14 protein-coding genes and 3 pseudogenes are annotated in these 17648 nt (G+C 69.2%); 7 read left to right on the top strand and 10 right to left on the bottom strand.

Going from position 1 to position 17648, the window contains the following annotated elements; translation table 11 throughout:
* Positions 1 to 2: 2 nt before the first annotated feature.
* Entirely contained in the window at positions 3 to 779 is a 777-nt protein-coding gene (locus ACLQ2N_RS01075) for a hypothetical protein (RefSeq protein WP_425808398.1), read from the bottom strand.
* Entirely contained in the window at positions 776 to 1264 is a 489-nt protein-coding gene (locus ACLQ2N_RS01070) for a SigE family RNA polymerase sigma factor (RefSeq protein ID WP_425808397.1), read from the bottom strand. Before ACLQ2N_RS01070 ends, ACLQ2N_RS01075 begins: the two co-directional genes overlap by 4 nt.
* A 205-nt stretch (positions 1265 to 1469) precedes the next feature.
* Here ACLQ2N_RS01070 and ACLQ2N_RS01065 point away from each other — a divergent pair, with 205 nt between their 5' ends.
* Positions 1470 to 2099 carry a CGNR zinc finger domain-containing protein gene (locus ACLQ2N_RS01065; protein ID WP_425808396.1) on the top strand — a complete coding sequence of 210 codons (630 nt, stop codon included), beginning with the start codon at positions 1470 to 1472 and terminating at the stop codon, positions 2097 to 2099.
* On the opposite strand, the gene sodX is transcribed toward ACLQ2N_RS01065, so the two are convergent.
* Positions 2003 to 2491: a nickel-type superoxide dismutase maturation protease gene (sodX, locus tag ACLQ2N_RS01060; RefSeq protein ID WP_425808395.1), complete on the bottom strand. Its 489-nt coding sequence runs from the start codon at positions 2489 to 2491 to the stop codon at positions 2003 to 2005. The genes ACLQ2N_RS01065 and sodX overlap by 97 nt on opposite strands.
* A gap of 123 nt (positions 2492 to 2614) precedes the next feature.
* On the opposite strand from sodX, the gene sodN reads away from it, so the two are divergent.
* Positions 2615 to 3010 (top strand): superoxide dismutase, Ni, encoded by a 396-nt coding sequence (gene sodN / locus ACLQ2N_RS01055; protein ID WP_239223397.1) that lies wholly within the window; start codon positions 2615 to 2617, stop codon positions 3008 to 3010.
* 7 nt (positions 3011 to 3017) lie between these two features.
* On the opposite strand, the pseudogene ACLQ2N_RS01050 reads toward sodN, so the two are convergent.
* From ACLQ2N_RS01050 to ACLQ2N_RS01040, 3 pseudogenes are all read right to left on the bottom strand, one after another.
* A pseudogene (locus ACLQ2N_RS01050) lies at positions 3018 to 3284 on the bottom strand (tyrosine-type recombinase/integrase); the annotation flags it as partial.
* A gap of 2 nt (positions 3285 to 3286) precedes the next feature.
* Positions 3287 to 3733, bottom strand: a pseudogene (locus ACLQ2N_RS01045) (SAM-dependent methyltransferase); the annotation flags it as partial.
* Positions 3734 to 3832 (bottom strand): annotated as a pseudogene (locus tag ACLQ2N_RS01040) (aminoglycoside phosphotransferase family protein); the annotation flags it as partial.
* Positions 3833 to 3842: 10 nt separating this feature from the next.
* Here ACLQ2N_RS01040 and ACLQ2N_RS01035 point away from each other — a divergent pair.
* The 4 genes from ACLQ2N_RS01035 (at position 3843) to ACLQ2N_RS01020 (ending at position 10083) form a co-directional block, all read left to right on the top strand.
* Positions 3843 to 5192, top strand: a complete 1350-nt coding sequence (locus tag ACLQ2N_RS01035) for a tetratricopeptide repeat protein (RefSeq protein ID WP_425808394.1) — start codon at positions 3843 to 3845, stop codon at positions 5190 to 5192.
* Position 5193: 1 nt separating this feature from the next.
* Positions 5194 to 5724: an NUDIX domain-containing protein gene (locus ACLQ2N_RS01030; protein WP_425808393.1), complete on the top strand. Its 531-nt coding sequence runs from the start codon at positions 5194 to 5196 to the stop codon at positions 5722 to 5724.
* 187 nt (positions 5725 to 5911) lie between these two features.
* Positions 5912 to 6310 carry a hypothetical protein gene (locus ACLQ2N_RS01025; protein WP_425808392.1) on the top strand — a complete coding sequence of 133 codons (399 nt, stop codon included), beginning with the start codon at positions 5912 to 5914 and terminating at the stop codon, positions 6308 to 6310.
* Positions 6307 to 10083 (top strand): tetratricopeptide repeat protein, encoded by a 3777-nt coding sequence (locus ACLQ2N_RS01020; RefSeq protein WP_425808391.1) that lies wholly within the window; start codon positions 6307 to 6309, stop codon positions 10081 to 10083. The genes ACLQ2N_RS01025 and ACLQ2N_RS01020 overlap by 4 nt, the downstream gene beginning before the upstream one ends.
* Positions 10084 to 10363: 280 nt before the next feature.
* On the opposite strand, the gene ACLQ2N_RS01015 is transcribed toward ACLQ2N_RS01020, so the two are convergent.
* From ACLQ2N_RS01015 to ACLQ2N_RS01005, 3 genes are all read right to left on the bottom strand, one after another.
* Positions 10364 to 11098, bottom strand: a complete 735-nt coding sequence (locus tag ACLQ2N_RS01015) for a glycoside hydrolase family 16 protein (protein WP_425808390.1) — start codon at positions 11096 to 11098, stop codon at positions 10364 to 10366.
* Between the two features lie 148 nt (positions 11099 to 11246).
* Complete coding sequence (locus ACLQ2N_RS01010; RefSeq protein WP_425808389.1) at positions 11247 to 11939, bottom strand: hypothetical protein; 693 nt, start codon at positions 11937 to 11939, stop codon at positions 11247 to 11249.
* 126 nt (positions 11940 to 12065) lie between these two features.
* Positions 12066 to 14933 carry a M4 family metallopeptidase gene (locus ACLQ2N_RS01005; protein WP_425808388.1) on the bottom strand — a complete coding sequence of 956 codons (2868 nt, stop codon included), beginning with the start codon at positions 14931 to 14933 and terminating at the stop codon, positions 12066 to 12068.
* Positions 14934 to 15080: 147 nt separating this feature from the next.
* On the opposite strand from ACLQ2N_RS01005, the gene ACLQ2N_RS01000 reads away from it, so the two are divergent.
* Positions 15081 to 16091, top strand: coding sequence for a LuxR family transcriptional regulator (locus ACLQ2N_RS01000; RefSeq protein WP_425808387.1), 1011 nt, complete (start codon positions 15081 to 15083; stop codon positions 16089 to 16091).
* Positions 16092 to 16115: 24 nt separating this feature from the next.
* Here ACLQ2N_RS01000 and ACLQ2N_RS00995 read toward each other — a convergent pair whose 3' ends face one another.
* Positions 16116 to 17564 (bottom strand): MFS transporter, encoded by a 1449-nt coding sequence (locus tag ACLQ2N_RS00995; RefSeq protein WP_425808386.1) that lies wholly within the window; start codon positions 17562 to 17564, stop codon positions 16116 to 16118.
* Positions 17565 to 17648 lie beyond the last annotated feature (84 nt).

The raw sequence follows: 17648 nt of genomic DNA, 5'->3' as shown, positions 1-17648 counted from the left end.
CGTCACTTCGCCGGCAGCAGCTCCGGACGCAGCACCAGCTCGCGCAGTTCGGCACGGGTGAGCGGCGGGGTCTTCAGCATCGGGCCCTGGACGACATCGGCCTCAAAGCCGGTGCTGTCGCGCACGCCGAGCACGCTGCCGTCGGCGAGGGTGAGCCGGGCGACCAGCTCCGGGCCCCACTGCGGGGTGCCCCCGTCGCCGTAGTCCATGTCGTCGCTCCAGATGGTGAGCACCCGGCCGCCGGACAGCTCCTCGCGGACGCAGTCGGTACGGGCCGGCACCCCGTTCTCCGGCTTGCAGAGGTCCTCGACCGCGGCCCCGCCGCCCAGCTTCTTCCGTACGGCCTCCGCGTCCATGACGTCGATGGTCAGATACCCGACGCCGCCGTCCTGGCGGATCTCGTACTGCCCGTCGATCGGCCCGGTCCTGGAGGGTTCGGGCGGCGGCGGCGAGGCGTGCTTGATGATGTCGGCGAACGACACCTCCTCCACCGTGCCGGTCAGATGCGGCAGCAGCTTGAGCAGTCGCACGTCCCGCGGCGACTCACCGGGCTCCTGCGCCAGGGACGCCACGGAGGTCTGCGGGGAGGCCGGCGCCGAGGTGAGCTGGGGCACGACGAACGCCCCCGCCGCCACCGCGCACACCGCCGTCGCCGTCACCGCGGCCCGGCGCCGCCACCGGACCCGGCCCGCCTTCGCGTATACGGCCTCCGTGCTGATGACCGGCCGCCCGGCGTCCTCGGCAGCCCGCCCCAGCAGCTCACGCACGTCGTCGCTCATACCCCTACCTCCGCCATCTCGGCGCGCAGCGCCGCCAATCCCCGAGCCGTGTGGCTCTTGACCGTGTTCTCCCGCATCCCGAGCATCGCGGCCGTGGCCTCGACGCTCAGGTCCTCCCAGTAGCGCAGCACCAGGACCGCCCGCTGCTTGGGCGTGAGCCGGGCGAGCGCCGCCCGTACCGCCAGGCCGGTGTCCGTGTCGGGTGCCTCGGCGGCCCGCTCGGGCAGTTCCCCGTACGCCTGCTCGCGGCGCCAGAAGCGGCGGCGGCCCGCGATGAAGGTGTTGACCAGGGTCTTGCGCGCGTACGCCTCGATGTTGTCGAGCCGCCCGTGCCGCCGCCCGCCCAGCACGACCTTGACCAGGGTCGTCTGGACCAGGTCCTCGGCCTCGTGCCGGTCGCCGCAGAGCAGGAACGCGCTGCGGAACAGGGCGGTACGCCGGCCCTCGACGAAGGCGTGCAGCGCGGCGTGGTCATCGCTCCGCATCCGGTTGTCCCTCCCCCGGCCCGCGGGCGCGGACCGTCTCACCCTTCCAGTGCGGTGGGCGGCACGGCGGGTTGCAGCAGGCCCGGTGGAATTCAAAAGTCGGCCTCCCCCTCACCCCCCGCCCTCCCCCGTAATACCCTGTACGCTGAGCGACCCATTACGCCTGCTTCGCACCGCCCCTGGACCGACGCCGTAAGGACACCTCGTGGAACTGGCCTATTACGCGGACTATGCCGTGCGCCTGGTCAACACCGAGCAACCGGCCCGGAACAAGGACGCCCTCACCTCGGTCGAGGCGGTCCGTGACCTGTTCGGCCCCAGCGGCCAGGCGGCCCGGCGGGCGACCGACGCGGACGTGACCCGGTTCCGTTCCGTACGGGCCCGGCTGCGCGCGGTGTTCGAGGCGGCCGACGCCGGGGACGAGCGGCTCGCGGTGGACCGGCTGAACTCGCTGCTGATGGAGTTTCCGGTCAGCCCGCAGGTCTCCGGGCACGAGGAGCGCGACGCGGACGGCAGGCCGGACTGGCACATGCACCTGGCGGACCACCCGTCCAACGCCACCGCGGGCTACGCCGCGATCGCCTCCATGGGCCTGGCCTTCCACCTCACCTCGTACGGGGTGGACCGGCTCGGCCTGTGCGAGGCCGCGCCGTGCCGCAACGCCTACCTCGACACCTCGACCAACCGCTCCCGCCGCTACTGCTCGGACCGCTGCGCGACCCGTGCCAACGTGGCCGCCTACCGGGCCCGCAAGCGCCTGGAGACCGAGCGCGCCGCCGAGACCGGCCGCAGGGCGGAGACCGCCCAGGCCACCACCCCGCGCACCGAGCGCTGATCTTTCGTCAGCGGCCGGTACCGCGCCCGGACCCGGGCCACCACCAGCTCCTCGGGCACCGTCCCGTAGTCCGTGCTGTCCCCGCCCGCGAAACTGTTGTCCCCCAGCACCCACCAGCCCCCGGCCCGCCGCTCCACGGCCCGCTTCACGACCAGCAGGTCCTGCTGGAACGGATGGCGCAGGATCACCACGTCACCGGGGCGCACCTCCGCCCCGTACTGCACGAGCAGCCAGTCCCCGTGATGAAGCGTGGGCACCATCGAGGGCCCCGTCACCTCCACCACCTGGAACGGAACCCGCCCCGCCAGCCCCCGTGCGGGCTGCTCGTCGGCCAGCTCCGGCACCTCCGGCACGTCCCTCATCTCCTCCGGCACCTCCCCGGTTCCGTACATTCCGCCACTGGCCCCATCCTCACCCCGGACTTTTGGCCTAAGCCCCTGGGGGCACTCGCAAAAACAGGCATCCCACGGAGTAATGTCCCACCTGAGAAGACGATCACGAGGAAGGACAGCTCAATGCTTTCCCGCCTGTTTGCCCCCAAGGTGAAGGTCAGCGCCCACTGCGACCTGCCCTGCGGCGTGTACGACCCGGCCCAGGCCCGCATCGAGGCGGAGTCCGTCAAGGCCGTCCAGGAGAAGTACCAGGCCAACGAGGACCCGCACTTCCGGGCTCGCGCCGTGGTCATCAAGGAGCAGCGCGCCGAGCTCGCGAAGCACCACGTCTCGGTGCTGTGGAGCGACTACTTCAAGGCCCCGCACTTCGAGAAGTACCCGCAGCTGCACCAGCTGGTCAACGACACCCTGAAGGCCCTCTCGGCCGCCAAGGGCTCGACCGACCCGGCCACCGGCCAGAAGGCGCTGGACCTGATCGCGGAGATCGACAAGATCTTCTGGGAGACCAAGAAGGCTTGATCTCTGGTTAGGCCGTCTGACCTGCGGTTTCGCTGGTCATGTCGCCTACCGGTCCGCACCCGGTCCGCAGGCCGCCGAGCACGGCGTCCATCACGGACCGGGTGCGGTCTTCTTCGCCCGGCCACAGATGCGCGTAGATCCGCAGGGTGATGACGGCGGACGCGTGGCCGAGGACCATCTGGACCTGCTTGACGCTCGCACCGCCCGCGATGAGCGCGGAGGCGTAAAAGTGCCGCAGGTCGTGGGTCACCATGTGCGGCAGCTCGACGGGCTTGCCAAGACACCGCTCGGTTCCAGGCGCCGGGAAATGGCGGCGAGGAGGAGCTCGGGGGCGACAAGGCCGACGGCGCCGAAGACGGAGTAGATCGCGTCGAAGGTCCGGCCGGTGGCCTGCAGGTGGTGCAGTGCGTGGCCGCCGGCGAACGTGGCGCCGTCGATGTGGCCGTAGTGGGAGCGGGCCCGACGTACCTGGAGGCCGACCAGGTCCACGCCGGTGACGCGGGCCTGGTGATGCTTCGCGAGGTGGGCCACGTTGTGGCCGGGGCCGCAGCCCAGCTCCAGGACGCGTTTGCCGCACAGGTCCCGTCCCAGGATCTCGGCGCCGGGACCGATGCCCGCGTGGGTGCTCCATTCCATCCGGGCCGGCGCGGTCAGGGCGTGCGCGGGGGCGGCGGCTGTGCGCTGGGCTGCGTGGGCGTACCAGGGGGAGACCTGGGTGAGCACCTAGACCTCCAGGAGTTGGACCACGTCGCCCAGGTGGCGGCGGACGACGGGGATGTAGGCGGGGTCCTTGGCCGGGTCGTTGATCCAGCGGATGGCCTGGAGCAGGTCTATGCCCACCAGCGCCAACTCCCGCCTGCGCGAAACGATCAACGCCGCCGGGTGCACGTACGACGCGCTTGCCAAAGACGTACGCCGCATCGCCGCCGAGAACGGCGAACTGCTCCAGACGAACAAGTCGGCCATCTCCCACTGGGTGGGCGGTGCCCGCACGCCGTCCGGCCAAGCAGGCCAGTACCTCGCCGAAGCCCTCTCCCGGCGCCTGGGCCGCGTCGTCACCCGAACCGAGCTCGGCCTCCACTCACCCGACACGGAGTCGCCACCGGATACCGACCCCGTCACCGCGGTCACCGACCTCGGTCGCGCGGACGTCGAGCGCCGCCGCTTTCTTGCCATCGCCGCCTTCACCACGGCCGGCGTGGCCATGCCGCTCCTGCACGACCACGAAGCCACCTCGCGGATGCTCCGTGCCCGCACCGCCCGCTCCCTCGTCGGCGGCGACGACATCGACGTCGTACGACAGATCACGGCAGCCTTCAGCGCCGCCGACGAACGGCTCGGCGGCGGCCACGGCCTGACCACAGTCACTGCGTACCTCGCCGACACGGCAGCCCCCATGCTGCGCGGCCGCTTCCCCACAGAAGCCTTACGCCAGGCCGCCTTCGGAGCTGTCGCCGAACTCGCCTACCTCGCAGGGTGGAAGCACCACGACCTGGGACACGAAGGCGCCGCCCAGCGCTACTACCAGGTCGGCTACCAACTCGCCTGCGAAGCCGACCCCCACGGCCACGCCGCCTGGATGATGCGCGCCCTCGCCCACCAGTCCCTCAGCCTCAAGCAACCCCACCACTGCGTCGACCTCGTCAAAGGAGCCCTCACCCGCGGCCTCGGACACGTAGACAGCCAGACCGAAGCCCTCCTCCACATCACGCACGCCCGCGCCTACGCAGCCGTTGGCGAGAACCCATTGGCCGCCCGCGCTCTCCTCGCCGCCGAAGACGCACTCCTGCGCGAGGACGGTCCCCAGCCCAGCTTCTCCCGCGTCAGCGGCCCCGCCGCCGGCACCGTGGCCAGCCACACCGCCCGCACGCTGACCGACCTCGCCGACCACATCGGCACGGAACAGCAGCACCGCGACGCGCTCACCCGCTGGGACCCGGAGAAGTACAAGCGCGTCCACGCCCTCACCCACGCCGACCTCGGCGACAGCCTCGCCGCCCAAGCCCGCGCCGACGAAGCCGTCGCCGCCTGGACCCAGGCCCTGGTCCTCATGGAAGGCATGACCTCAAACCGCACCCGCAAGGCGATCACCTCGATCCGATCCACGCTCGCGATCTACCAGCGCCGCCGCGTCCCCGGGGCCGCAGATCTCGCCCGCCGCGCCCGCGAGGCCCTCGCCTAACATGCCCAACAACCCGCCCGACGAAGGGAACCCCGTGGCCCAGCAGACCGACAACCGCCCCCCGGCCCTCAAGCCGGCACTCGACTCGATGACCCTGCTGGTCGCGGCCGTCATCGTCCACGACAATGCCACCAACCGCGTCGTGCTCCTCCAGCGCAGCGAGAACGCGAAGTTCGCCCAGGGGCTGTGGGACCTGCCCGTCGGCAAGAGCGAACCGGGCGAGCCCATCACCGAGACGGCAGTCCGCGAGCTCTACGAGGAGACCGGCCTCACGGTGAAGCCGGAGTCCCTCAAGGTCGCCCACATCATTCACGGCGCCTGGGGCGTCGAAGCCCCCAACGGCTTCCTCACGGTCGTCTTCGCCACCCACGAATGGACCGGCGAACCCGAAAACCGCGAACCCCGCAAGCACGCCCAGGTCTGCTGGGTCGATGCCGGCGCGATCCCCGAGAACTTCGTGGACACGACCTCCAGCGCCCTCCACCGGTACCTCACGGGTGGCCCGGACGTTTCCCTCGACGGCTGGAAGTAGAGAGGCCCATACCCCGTCCGGACTGAAGCGACCGGTGTTGAAGCTCCTCTTTCACTTCTACAAGGCCACGTCAGCGCTAGCACCCTCGCCATCACGCCCACCAGTCGCTGAAGCATGTGGGCCGACCATTTAGCCAAGACCAGCCTCAAGTGGCTTCTCATCACTAAAATGGCGCCTAGCACACTAGATGATCGATATCCTGGGGGTTCAGATGGACTTAGCGGTGGCCGAGCTGGCACTTGCGGCGCTGGGTGGTGCCAGCGGAAGCCTGAGCGAGACAGTCGTAACGGATCTCTGGCAACGTCTCCGGAGCCGCTTCTCGCGCAACGACCAGGCTGTCGCCCTCCTAGACGCGCGAAATAGCAATGATCCAGCTGCCGTCGCTCTACTTGGTGAGGCCCTACGTCGTGAGGCCGCGGCCGACCCTGAGTTCCGTCGTGAGATGGAGGAGTGGTTGTCACTCCTCGCTAAGCCCGTTGTCTCCACTACCAACACCGTGCACGGATCCCAGGGGCTCAATGCGCCTGGGGGAACCTTCAATGGTGAGGTGCACATGTCATTCGGCCAGTCCGAGCAAGCACAATGACAACGAGCCCCGAACCCGCGCGGGACACGACAGCTAACAGCGTCTTAGGCTCCACCGGCCTCAACGCTCCGGCGGCGCATTTCCACGATTCGGTCACCGTCAACGTCACGGGCCTCAGCTCCCCCACCCCATCCTTACAGGAGTTGCTCGCACTCGGCTCGGTGGAGGCTCCCTACGGCAGGCTTCCGCAGGCCGTGCTGGGGCGTGACAGCATCCTGACAGCCCTCACAGAGAGCGTGGACGATCCACGCATCCAAGTCCTGTCCGCGATGGGCGGAGTGGGGAAGACGACAGTCGCCCTGAGCGCAGCCGAGCGGGCCAAGAAGGCCGGAGCCGAGGTCTTCTGGATCCAGGCAGGATCCGCAGCTGCCGTAGCCGACGGGATGCAGCAGGCGGCTCTCCGCGCCGGGGCGCCGGCCGAGCACGTCGCCCATGCCTGGGAGAAGGGCGGGCGTCCTGCAGCCGATCTGGTGTGGCGCCATCTGGCGAACCTGGACCGCCCCTGGCTGCTTGTCTTCGACGATGCCGACGATCTCAACGTGCTGTCCTGCCCCGGCGCCGCGCTCGCCGACGCCACGGGCTGGGTCAGGCCCCCGATCGGCATATCACGTGGCGTACTCGTCACCACGCGCGATGGCAACAGGCCATCCTGGGGCGACCGAATCGCACGCTTCCACCGACTTGAGGTCTTGGAAGTCGAATTCGCAGGCCAGGTCCTCCGAGAGCTGGCTCGCGAGGCGGGGGACGCGGCCTCCGCCAGGGCTCTGGCCGACCGGCTGGGCTCCCTGCCCCTTGCACTGCACTTGGCGGGCACATACCTGGCCATGGCGCACGGCGATCCACTGGCCGAAGCACAGACCTTCGCCGAATACTCCGACGTGCTCGACGGCTCTCCGTTGTTCCTCGACGACGCGACCGAGGGCGTGCACGGGGATCTACGCAACGAGGAGGACCGGGCCCGCCGGACAATTGCCGGTACGTGGGAGCTGTCCCTGTCCCTCCTCGAACGGCAGGGCACAGAGCACGCCCGAAGCTTGCTGCAGTTGCTGTCCTGCTTCGCCCCAACAGCCTCCCTACCGAACGCTCTGCTCGACCTTTCCGCCATTGCCACTCTGCCGATGTGGCCCGCGAAACTTCCGCCCCGGGCAATCAGAGCTGCCATGGGCGGTCTTCGCAGGTTCGGCCTCATCGGGGTCAACACAGGTTCTACGAAACCCGTCTACCAGATCCACCGGCTCGTGGCCGAGGTGTCGGTCGCCCCACTCCTCACAGAGCCCCGGGCCTACCGAGAGGTATGGGACTCGGCCGCCGATCTGCTGGTGACAGCCACCCCGTACATGGAGAATCCGCGGGATCCGAGTTCCTGGCCGGCTTGGCAAGGGCTCATCCCGCACTGGCAGGTGATGCTGCGACGATTGCCGCGATGGGGTACCACGGTCGATGACCGTCTCAACGGACTGTTGATCGGGGCCGGGGTCGCCGTTTCCTACCTGCACTTCCGAGGCGAGTACGCGGCGGCCTGCGAACTGGCGGACGAAGCGTTGGAGCGTGCTGATTCAGCAGAAGCCGCACCCTGGGTCAGGGTGAATATCCGCAGGCACCGGGCCATCGCAGTCGAGGAGATGGGCGATCTGACGGCGGCTGAGTCCGAACTTGACCACATTACGGAGGAGTGCGTCAGGCAGTTCGGGGAGGCAGACTCCACCACCCTGACCGTGCGCTACCAGCGGGCGCGAGTGGCATGTCAGCGAGGAAAGCTAGAGGCGGCGGAGCGCGAGTACGACGAGGTAATCCATCATGAGACCCGGCTGTTCGGCGCCGACGCCGCCACCACGTTGCGCTCGCGGCACGGTCGCGCCATCTGCATCAGAGGCATGGGCCGCCTCGGTGAAGCTGCTGACGAGGGAAGAGTGGTGCTGGAAGGATTGCGAGCCAAGCTGGGAGAAGAGCACCCAGATGTCCTAGAAGCTCAGCACGAATTCGCGGTCTCTCTGCGCGATCAGGGGGAGAACCAGCGTGCCGAGGAGGTCTTCCGACAGGTTCTCGAACTGGAAGAAGAGGTTCTCGGAGCTGAGCACCCGTCCACGCTGATCACTCGCGCGAACCTGGCCATCACCCTCGTCCTGCGACAGGAGTTCACCGCAGCGGAGGCCGAGATTCGGACTGTGCTGGACGCTCGGACACGCATCCTGGGACCCGATCATCCCGAGACGCTCGACGCGCGTCACAGCATGGCTGTGCTGCTCACACAACAAGGGGAGCTCGACGCGAAGAGCGCTGCCGCGGTCTTCGCGGAGCTGACCGACGCGCAGAAAAGGCAGCTCGTCGACGACCACCCCAACGTGTTGGCAGGTCGTAACAGCCGTGCTGCGGCACTCCGCTCTCTGGGCGAACTGACCCAGGCGGAATCGGAGTACAGGTCGATCTTGGATTCGGCGACTACGCGCCACGGCGAACATCACCCAGTCACGCTCAACGCCCACTACGAGTGGGCCATGGCCTTGGGACGCGTCGGACGAACGGACGAAGCCGTATCCGAGGTGCGCAATGTCCTGGCCCTCCAGGAGGCTGTGCTTGGCAGCTCCCACCGCAACGTCGCCAGTGTCCGAGCGTCTTTGGGCACACTCCTGCTGCAACAGGGAAGCCTTGCCGAAGCCGAGGCGCAATTGCATCAAGCACTCAATGCTCTGCCGGAGCACGACGGGGGGCGTCTGGACGTCCGGCACGACCTGGTGGCGGTGTTGCACGCGCGTGGAAGGCTGCGGGAGGCCATCCGTCAGTTGCGGGAGATCGCCGACCAGGAGCGACAAAAGTCGGGGCCCTCACACCCCGACACGATTACCGCCCGTAACAGTCTCGGGGTCGCGCTAAAAGACTTCGGAAGTCTCGACGAGGCAGCTTCCGTCTACCGCGAAGCGCTGAGAGACGCGGCCTACAAACACTCCGATGATCAACCCCTGGTATTGACGCTACGACATAACCTCGCCGTCCTCCTCCGCATCCAGGGCAATCTCAACGAGGCAGAGAGGGAGCACTCAGCGATCCTGCAGATCCAGGAACTTAGGTACGGGCATGAGCACCCCGAGACGCTCACCACTCGGCTTTCGCTCGCTCGTGTCCTGGATGACAGGGGGTTCGCCGCCGAAGCCGAAGTCGCATTCAGGGAAATCCTGTCGATATGTGGCCGCGTCATGGGGCCTGATCACCCAAGGACCCTCTCCGTGCACGGAAACTTGGCGTATCTGCTGGCCGATCAGGAGCGATTCCCTGAAGCGGAGACGGAGTACCGCGATGCACTGTCCGCGTGCCGGAAGGCTCTCGGAGTCGACCATCCCGAGACCCTGACAAATAATCATAATCTGGCCATGGCGCTGGGAAACCAGGGAAGGCTCACGGAGGCTATTCCCCGGTTTCGTGACGTTGTGGAGCGTCGGGACCGCACGTTGGGGCCTGACCATCCGGAAACGCTGCTAGCGCGCAAGAACCTCGGCGAGAGTCTGAGCCGGGCAGGGCAGCCGTCAGAAAGCGCTGAGGAGTTCAAGGAAGTGGCGGCCGGTTGGGCGCGTACACGCGGAGCGGACCACGAGTCAGTCTGGGACGCACGCTACCGTCGAGCTCAGCTGCTGTGGGAGGCCGGACAGCCACGCGCCGCTCAGGAGGAGCTCGAAGCTCTGCTGGACCGCACCCGGGAAGTCCGGCCGGATGGGGATCCACGTATCACCACGTTGCAACGGGTGCTGATGGCAGTGCGTGCCGACGATGGCGATTCCTAGCATCGGCGGCTACGCGATCCGCACACCAGAAGTAGAGCAGTCCGCACACAGTCCGCAGGACACCCGGCCAAGACCGTCGCACCCCATCGCCACCCATCACCAAAAGGCCAGGTCAGCGAACTGTGGCCGCCCTCGCCGCAGGTCGCCGACCCGCCCCTTTACTAGGAGACCAAGAAGGCCTGATCTCCCGGTCGCAGCCGGCCGCACCCGGTCCGCAGGCCGCCGTACTCGGCGGTCGTCGCGGGCCGGGTGCGGTTTTCTCGTGGCCGCCCTCGCCTTGTCACGGGTAGTACGGCGTGTGCGTCACCGACGACAGTTTGAGGTACCGGGCGCCGTCGGCGGTGGCCCAGGTGGAGGCGTCCGGGTTGCCCGGCCAGTCGCCGCCGACCGCGATGTTGGCGATGAAGTGCATCTTGGTCCCGGGTGGTGAGGTGTACCAGGTGGTGCCCGTGATGACGCCGTCCACCGCGTAGTCGATGTGGTCGGGGAACCAGCTGAACGAGTAGGTGTGGAACGCGTTCGTCCAGCCGGAGGAGTTGGTCCGGGAGAACTGCTGTTGGGCGTTGTTGGTGTCGTGGTTGGTCTGGTAGACGACGTTCGGGTTCTGCCCCACGATCTCCGCCGCGTCGAACTCCGGCAGCCAGGGGTTGAGGTAGGCGGCCCACACGGCGGGCAGCAGCCCCCTGCCGTTGGGCATGCTCGCGGTGAACCTGTACGTGCCGTACCCGTACAGCGCCGACGACTCCACGCGACCCGAGTAGTACACGCCGCCACCGGCGCTGTACGCCTTGATGATCAGAGTGTCGCCCTCGTACCAGACACAGTCCGGTGTGTACGTCTCCAGCTCGTTGTTGGGGGTCCACCTCCCGCTGATCCTGTTCCACGCGTTGACGGTCACGGGCGCGCCCCAGGACGCGGCCCGTGCGCTCTGCGCGCCCAGCATCAGTGCGGGCGGCACGGCCAGTGCGGCACCGAGTACGCGCCTGCGGCTCGGCTTGTGCGGCATGTCGGTCATCACGTCTCCACTGCTTGTAGGAACGGGTGGGGGGGACCGGCCCCGGTGGGAGCGTTCCCACGGGCTGCTTGACGCGGGACGATAGGAGACCGTTCGCCAGTGAGCAAGACTCGGCGCAGGGTTCGGCACGTGCCTTGGGAAGTTGAACTCACGACTGCCCTGGTCCGAGGTGGGCACGGACGTACGGATCGTCCAGGCGCGGGTCGGTGACCCGGTCGCGTACGTCGGTGAGGAGCCAGCCCAGCAGTTCGGGAGTGGCGTGGTACTCCTCGTAGAAGCCCATGTACAGGTCGGTGATCTCGCCTTCGAACATCACGTCGTCGACGAGATCGGCCAACTGGGCGTCGGCGGCCGGGGTCCGGGTCGCGGCCCAGGTGTCCAGCCAGGGACGTATGCTGCCGGTCGTCACGGTGACGAGGCTGAGGGTGTCCCTGATGGACACGGGACCGCCGGGGCGGGTGTCCAGCGCGCTGCGCCACCAGGCGACCCACACGTCCCGCAGAGCCTCGGCCAGCAGCGGGTCCCAGGCGGTCCACTCCGCCTGGACCAGCCGCGAGGCGATGAGCTCCTCGTCGACGTGGAGTCGGCCGGTGACGAGCGGACGGACGATGCGCGGGACGAGGCGGCGGTAGAGCCGGGGGAAGTCGTCCCAGTGGTCGGGCCCCTCCGCGGCTACCGCGGGGATCAGATCCTCGGATATGAGGTGCAGGGGCCCGGCGAGTTCGTCCAGATCCTGCTCGGCGTAGCAGAACGTGCACCCCCCGACGGGGAAAGGGCGTTCCGGGGCGAAGGCACGGTCCAGGGCGTCGAGAGCGGTCATGAGCTGCTCGGAGCACGACATGAAGCCCTACCGGGGGACTCCGCCGGGGCCGCCGGCGAAGAGCGCAGGATATCAGGGCGCGTCCGCCACGCACCGCGGCCGGACCCCCGCCGACAGGGGCCCGGCCGCAGGTGTTACGGAGTCAGGTCAGCAGTTGCCCGCGGGGCGGTCGCGCTTGACCAGGTTGGTGTAGCCGGTGGTGCCGTCGAGCCACAGGACGCGCTGGCCCTCGTCGGCTGCGCCGAACATCTGCTCGCCGCGGTTGCAGGAGACGCGCTGCGCGCCGCCCTTGCCGTCGGGGGCGATCTGGTACAGCTTCATCATCGTGTCGTTGGCCCACGTGGTGGCCGGCGGGACGGTCGAGATGCTGACCGCGTCGTCCGAGGCCGTCAGCGAGTAGGCGTAGAGGGAGCCTTCGCCCGCCTCGGGGGTGACGGTGACCGGGTTCGTGCCGTCGAGGTTCGCGCGGCGCACCGCGGCCTTGCCGGTGTCGGTGGCGTCGTCGTCCTCGATCCAGAAGACGCCGTCGTCGGTGATCGCGGTCTGGCCGATGCCCATGGCGTCGTCGGAGGCGGGCATCGTCGTCTTGGTGTGGGTCGCCGTGTCGAAGACCTCGACGCCGACCTTCATGTTGCCGTTCGCGTCAGGGGCCACCTTGGCGTAGGCGATCTTGCCGTCCTTGATGGAGGCCAGACCCGAGATGTTGTAGGGGCGGCCGCCGTCGACCAGACCGGTCTCGCCGGTCTTCATGTTGGCGTACCGGACGTTCGTGACACCGTACTGCGGGTTGAGGGCGGTGTACGCGACCCAGTCACCGTCCACGACGAGGCCGGTGACGTCGCTGCCGATGCCGTCGACCATCTTGGCGAGGCCGCCCGCGACGGGGCGCGCCATGATCTTGATGCCCGTGCTGCTGTAGTCGGCCCACACCACCGTCTTGCCGTCGGTGTTGGCGTAGACGTTGTAGTCGCCGTTGTTGGCGCTCACCAGCTGCGGCTGGCCCTTGCCGGAGGTGTTCCCCAGCCACACCGAGTACGGCTCGCTGCCGTCCTCGTTGGAGCGGGAGACGGCGTACTTGCCGCCGCCCGCGCCGACGCCGGTGCTGGCGATGTTGACCTTGGAGACGAGCGTGTCGGTGTCGACGCCGAGGGCCTTCTCCCAGCCGGGGACGATGCCGTGCGCGTCGAAGGACCGCTTGACGATCGCCAGCTGGGCCTTGGTGGCGCCCAGCTCCTTCGCGGCGGCGATGACCGCGGCGCGGCCCTCGGTGAAGCCGTCGAGGGGGGTCATGTACGCGGACAGGGCGCGGTAGACGTACTGGTCGGCGAGCTCGGCGCCGAGGTCCTGGCGCATGTCCCACAGCGCGCCCGAGAAGATCGTCGAGTTGAGGTGGACGCCGCCGTTGTCACCGCTGTAGGTGACGCCGATGAAGTTCTTCGACGTGGTGGCGCCGTCGTTCAGGTCGCGCAGGGCGCACTCGCGGGGGCCCGCGGTGGTGCACAGGTCCTCGCCGAGGAGACCGGCGTCCGGGTCGTCCATCGACTGGCCGTTGGCCTCCAGGTCGATGGCGTTGCCGAAGTAGTCGGCGAGCGCCTCGTTCATGGCGCCGGACTGGCCCGCGTACACCAGGTTCGCGGTGTGCTCGACGACGCCGTGGGTCATCTCGTGGCCGACGACGTCGGTGTCCGCGGAGAAGGTGCGGTAGTCGCCGCCACCCTGGCCGTACACCATCTTCTCGCCGTCCCAGAAGGCGTTGTTGTACGGCTGGCCCCGCTGGACGACGCCGACCAGGGAGTAGATGTAGCCGTCCTGGCCGTCGAGGCCCTTCCGGCCGAAGTGGTTCTTGTAGTAGTCGTACACCTTGCCGGCCGCCCAGTGGGCGTCCACGGCACCGGAGTTGGTGTACTCCTCGCCGAGATCCGGGGTGGCGGGCTGGAAGTACTTGATGCCGGTGGGCCAGACACCGGAGGCGCTGGACGCCTCACGGCCCCGGGCGTCGTACGTGGCGATCATGGGGCCCGCGTACGGGGAGTCGTCCGCGGCCCGCTTGCTGTAGTCGATCATCTGCAGGAGACCCTTGGTGTCCTTGTACAGATTGATGTCGACCTTCTGGCCGTTGTAGCGGACGCCGCTGCCCTTGACGACGAGCTGGTCGGCGGCCGCGGTGGTGGCGTCGGCGGGGGCCGCGACGCCCTCCGTCGCGCCGGTGCCCGTGCCCGTCGCGCCGAAGGTCTTGATGCCGCTGTACTGCATGACCGGGAAGCCGGAGTGCGCGTCGATGTACACCTCCTGCTGGACCGGCGAGCCGTCGGCCGGGTTGGTGCCCGTGACGGTGATGTGCCGGGTCAGCACGCCGGTGCCCTGCGGGAGGATCGTGACGTCGCCGGCCGTGCCCTTGAACTCGGCCTTGGCCTGCTTCTCACCCTTGGCCGGGGCGCGCAGGAGGCCGCCGCCGAACTGGGTGGTGACGGCGCCGACGGCGCGCTCGATCGCGGTCTCCTCGGAGACCTTCGGGCTGACCGAGTCGAGCTTCAGCTTGGTGAAGTAGTTGCCGGAGGTGCCGGTGACGGCGCGCTTGCCGTCCTTCTTCGTCATGCGGACGACGTACTGGCCGCCGAGGACCTCGACGCCCTTGTACTTCTGCTGGAGGCGGACCGTCTCCTTGCCGCCCTTGTCGGTGGTGGTCCCGACGGAGGCCAGGTCCTTGGCCGAGGTGTCCGCGATGTGGTAGCGGCCCTTCTTGGCCTTGAGGTGGCCGCGGGCGGCGTCGGCCGCGCTGCCGGTGGCGGCGACCTCCTCGTGCAGACCGGTGACGAGCGAGGGGGTGTCGGTCTCGCTGCCGGGCGTGGTGTCGGACGCGGCGGGGGCGGCCGCCGCGGTGTCGGCGTGCGCTGCCGGCATGGCGGTGGCCATCAGGCCCGCCGTGGCCAGCAGCGCGGCTATGCCCTGGCCGACAACGACGCCGGTGCGGCGTCCCTGTGAACCTACTGCTCGTCTGCGTGCTGAAGTCCGCACGGTGCTCCTCCGGTTGCCACAAGGGCGTGAACGGTTATCGGATGCCGTCATGGAAGACCCGTAGCGCTGTGTGAACAATGCGTTCCACCTGCAGACTTCTGTACGTGCACACTTGTGTGGCCCACACCCAGGGGCGAAAATCACCTGGTGAAATGGGCTGATCTGGACGAACAGTGGCAGGCGCTCGGGCTCGGCGCGGACGAACTCCGGGTCTACGAGGCCCTGCTGAACACCCCTGGCAACACCACCCGGGCCGCCCTCGCCCAGAACCTCGGCCTCTCGCCCCGGCAGCTCCGCAGCGCGCTGGACCGCCTCGACGAGCGCGGCTTCACCCGCCCCGCCCGGGGCCCCGGGCTGCCGGTCCCGGACGCCCCGGCCACCGCGCTGCGCAACCTCATCCATCTGCACCAGGCGGACCTGCTGCGGCGGGAGGCGGAGCTGGAGGAGCTGACGGGCTCCGTGGACCGGATCGCGGCGCAGCTCATGTCCGCTTCGCACACCCCGCGCACCCTCGGGATCGAGACGCTGCGGGGGCGCAAGGCCATCGCCGAGCGGGTCACCTCGCTCGTGGTGTCCGCGACCGAGGAGGTGGCGCTCCTGGACCGCCCCCCGTACGCCGCGAGCGAGCCGGACGGCATGCCCGAGCCGATCAACATGGCCGAACCGGTCCGGCGCGGGGTACGGGTGCGGGCCGTGGTCGACCGGGAGGGGCTGGTCTTCCAGGGGCGGGCGCGCGGGCTGAACGTGCTGGCCGCGGAGGGAGTGCAGATCCGGCTCGGCATGGACCTGCCGACAAAGCTGATCACTGTCGACCGCCGGATGACGCTGCTGCCGCCGACCGACGCGGCCGACCCCACCGCCACCGCTCTGGTGGTAAGCGACGCTCTGCTGAGCAACGCGCTGGTGCCGCTGTTCGAAGCGGTGTGGGAGCGCGCCGTCCCGATCGGCTCCGTCGACAACGCCCAGGTCACGGACGAGGACCGGGAGCTGCTGACGATGCTCTCCTCCGGCCTGAAGGACGAGGCGATAGCCCGCCGCCTGGAGGTGCACGTCCACACGGTCCGCCGACGCATAAGCCGCCTGATGCAGGAGCTGAAGGCGGAGACCCGCTTCCAGGCCGGCGTGCAGGCGGCCCTGCGTGGCTGGCTGACGCTGTGAGCGGCGGGAGCCTCCCACGCGGGCTCACCTGCCCCGGCGGTCCTTGAGGAAGACGCCCGCGAGTACGGCTCCGGCCAGGACCAGCGCGGAGTTGACCAGGACGGCGACGGAGACCCCGGACAGGACGCCGGCCGGACCGGTGTCGCCGAGTGCGGTCATCCGGGCGGTGGCGACGGCGCTCATGACCGGGATGCCGAGGGTGATGCCGACCTGTTGGGTCATCGTGGCGAGGCCGGTGGCCAGGCCCTGCTCCTCGTCGGGGAGGCCCGAGGTCGCGGTGACCATGAAGCCGACGATCATCAGCATGTTGCCGATGCCCCCGATGAACGTGGCGGCCAGCAGCAGCCAGATCCAGGTGCCCGAGGTCCCGAGCGCCACCAGTGAAAGCGTGGCGAGGGCCTGGACGACTCCCCCGGCGACGATGGTCCTGCGGTTGCCGAAGCGGCCCACCGCCCGGCCGCCGAGGGTGCCGCCGATGACGGTGCCGACGCCCAGGACGCCGAAGGCGAGACCGGTCGCGAGGGGGGCGTAGCCCAGGACCTCCTGGAGGTAGAGCGTCAGCAGGAAGACCAGGGACGTCTCGGTGACGAAGGCGACGAGCCCGGTGGCGTTGCCCCAGATGACGCTGCGGCGCTTGAGGATGTGCACGGGGACGAGCGGCGCGGCCGCCCGCTTCTCCACGAACCAGAAGGCGACGAGCAGCGCGAGACCGGCGAGGAGTGCCACAAGGGTGGCGGGGCTGGTCCAGCCGGTCGCCCCGGCCCGGGTCAGCCCGTAGACGAGGAGCAGCAGGCCGCCGGTGACGGCCGCGGCGCCGGGGACGTCGAGCCGGGGCCGTTCGGCGGGGCGTGAGTCGGCGATGACGGCCGGGGCCAGGGCGACGACGAGGGCGGCGACGGGAACGTTGACCAGGAAGGCCCACCGCCAGGAGAGCAGGTCGGTGAGGAGCCCGCCGAGGATCGCGCCCGCGGTGAAACCGGCGGACATCAGAGCGCCGTTGAGGCCCAGGGCGCGTTCGCGCAGCGGGCCCTCCTTGAAGGCGGTGGTCAGCAGGGCGAGCCCGGCGGGCGTGACGGCGGCGGTGGCGAGCCCCTGGAGGACGCGGGCGGTGAGCAGGACCTCCGGCGAGGTGGCCAGACCGCCCAGCAGCGAGGAGAGGCCCAGGACCGCCATGCCCGCGATGAACAGGCGCTTACGGCCGACGAGGTCGGCGACGCGGCCGAACAGCAGCGTGAATCCGGCGGCAGCGAGGGCGAACGCGGTGGCGATCCACTGGAGGTCCTGGAGCGCGAAGCCGAGACCTTCCCCGACGACGGGCAGCGCGACGTTCAGGATCGAGAAGTCCACGGCGATCATGAACTGGGCGCCGAGGAGCAGCGCCAGGACGAGCTTCTGACGCCCGGTCATGCGGGCGGACGGCGGTACGGGGGCGGCGGGTGCGGAGCGTGACGGGGTGCGGCTGGGCGCGGACATGGTCGTCCCTCCTCGGACGGAAGCTAAACGGTTCCGTGGTTCCGTTAAGATGGAGTGACCGTAGCAGAGGAATGCTTCCTAATG

The sequence above is a fragment of the Streptomyces sp. DT224 genome, assembly GCF_049844595.1.
GTDB lineage: Bacteria > Actinomycetota > Actinomycetes > Streptomycetales > Streptomycetaceae > Streptomyces.
The sequence above is the reverse complement of the archived record's forward strand: the minus strand, read 5'-3'. Positions and strand labels throughout refer to the sequence as shown.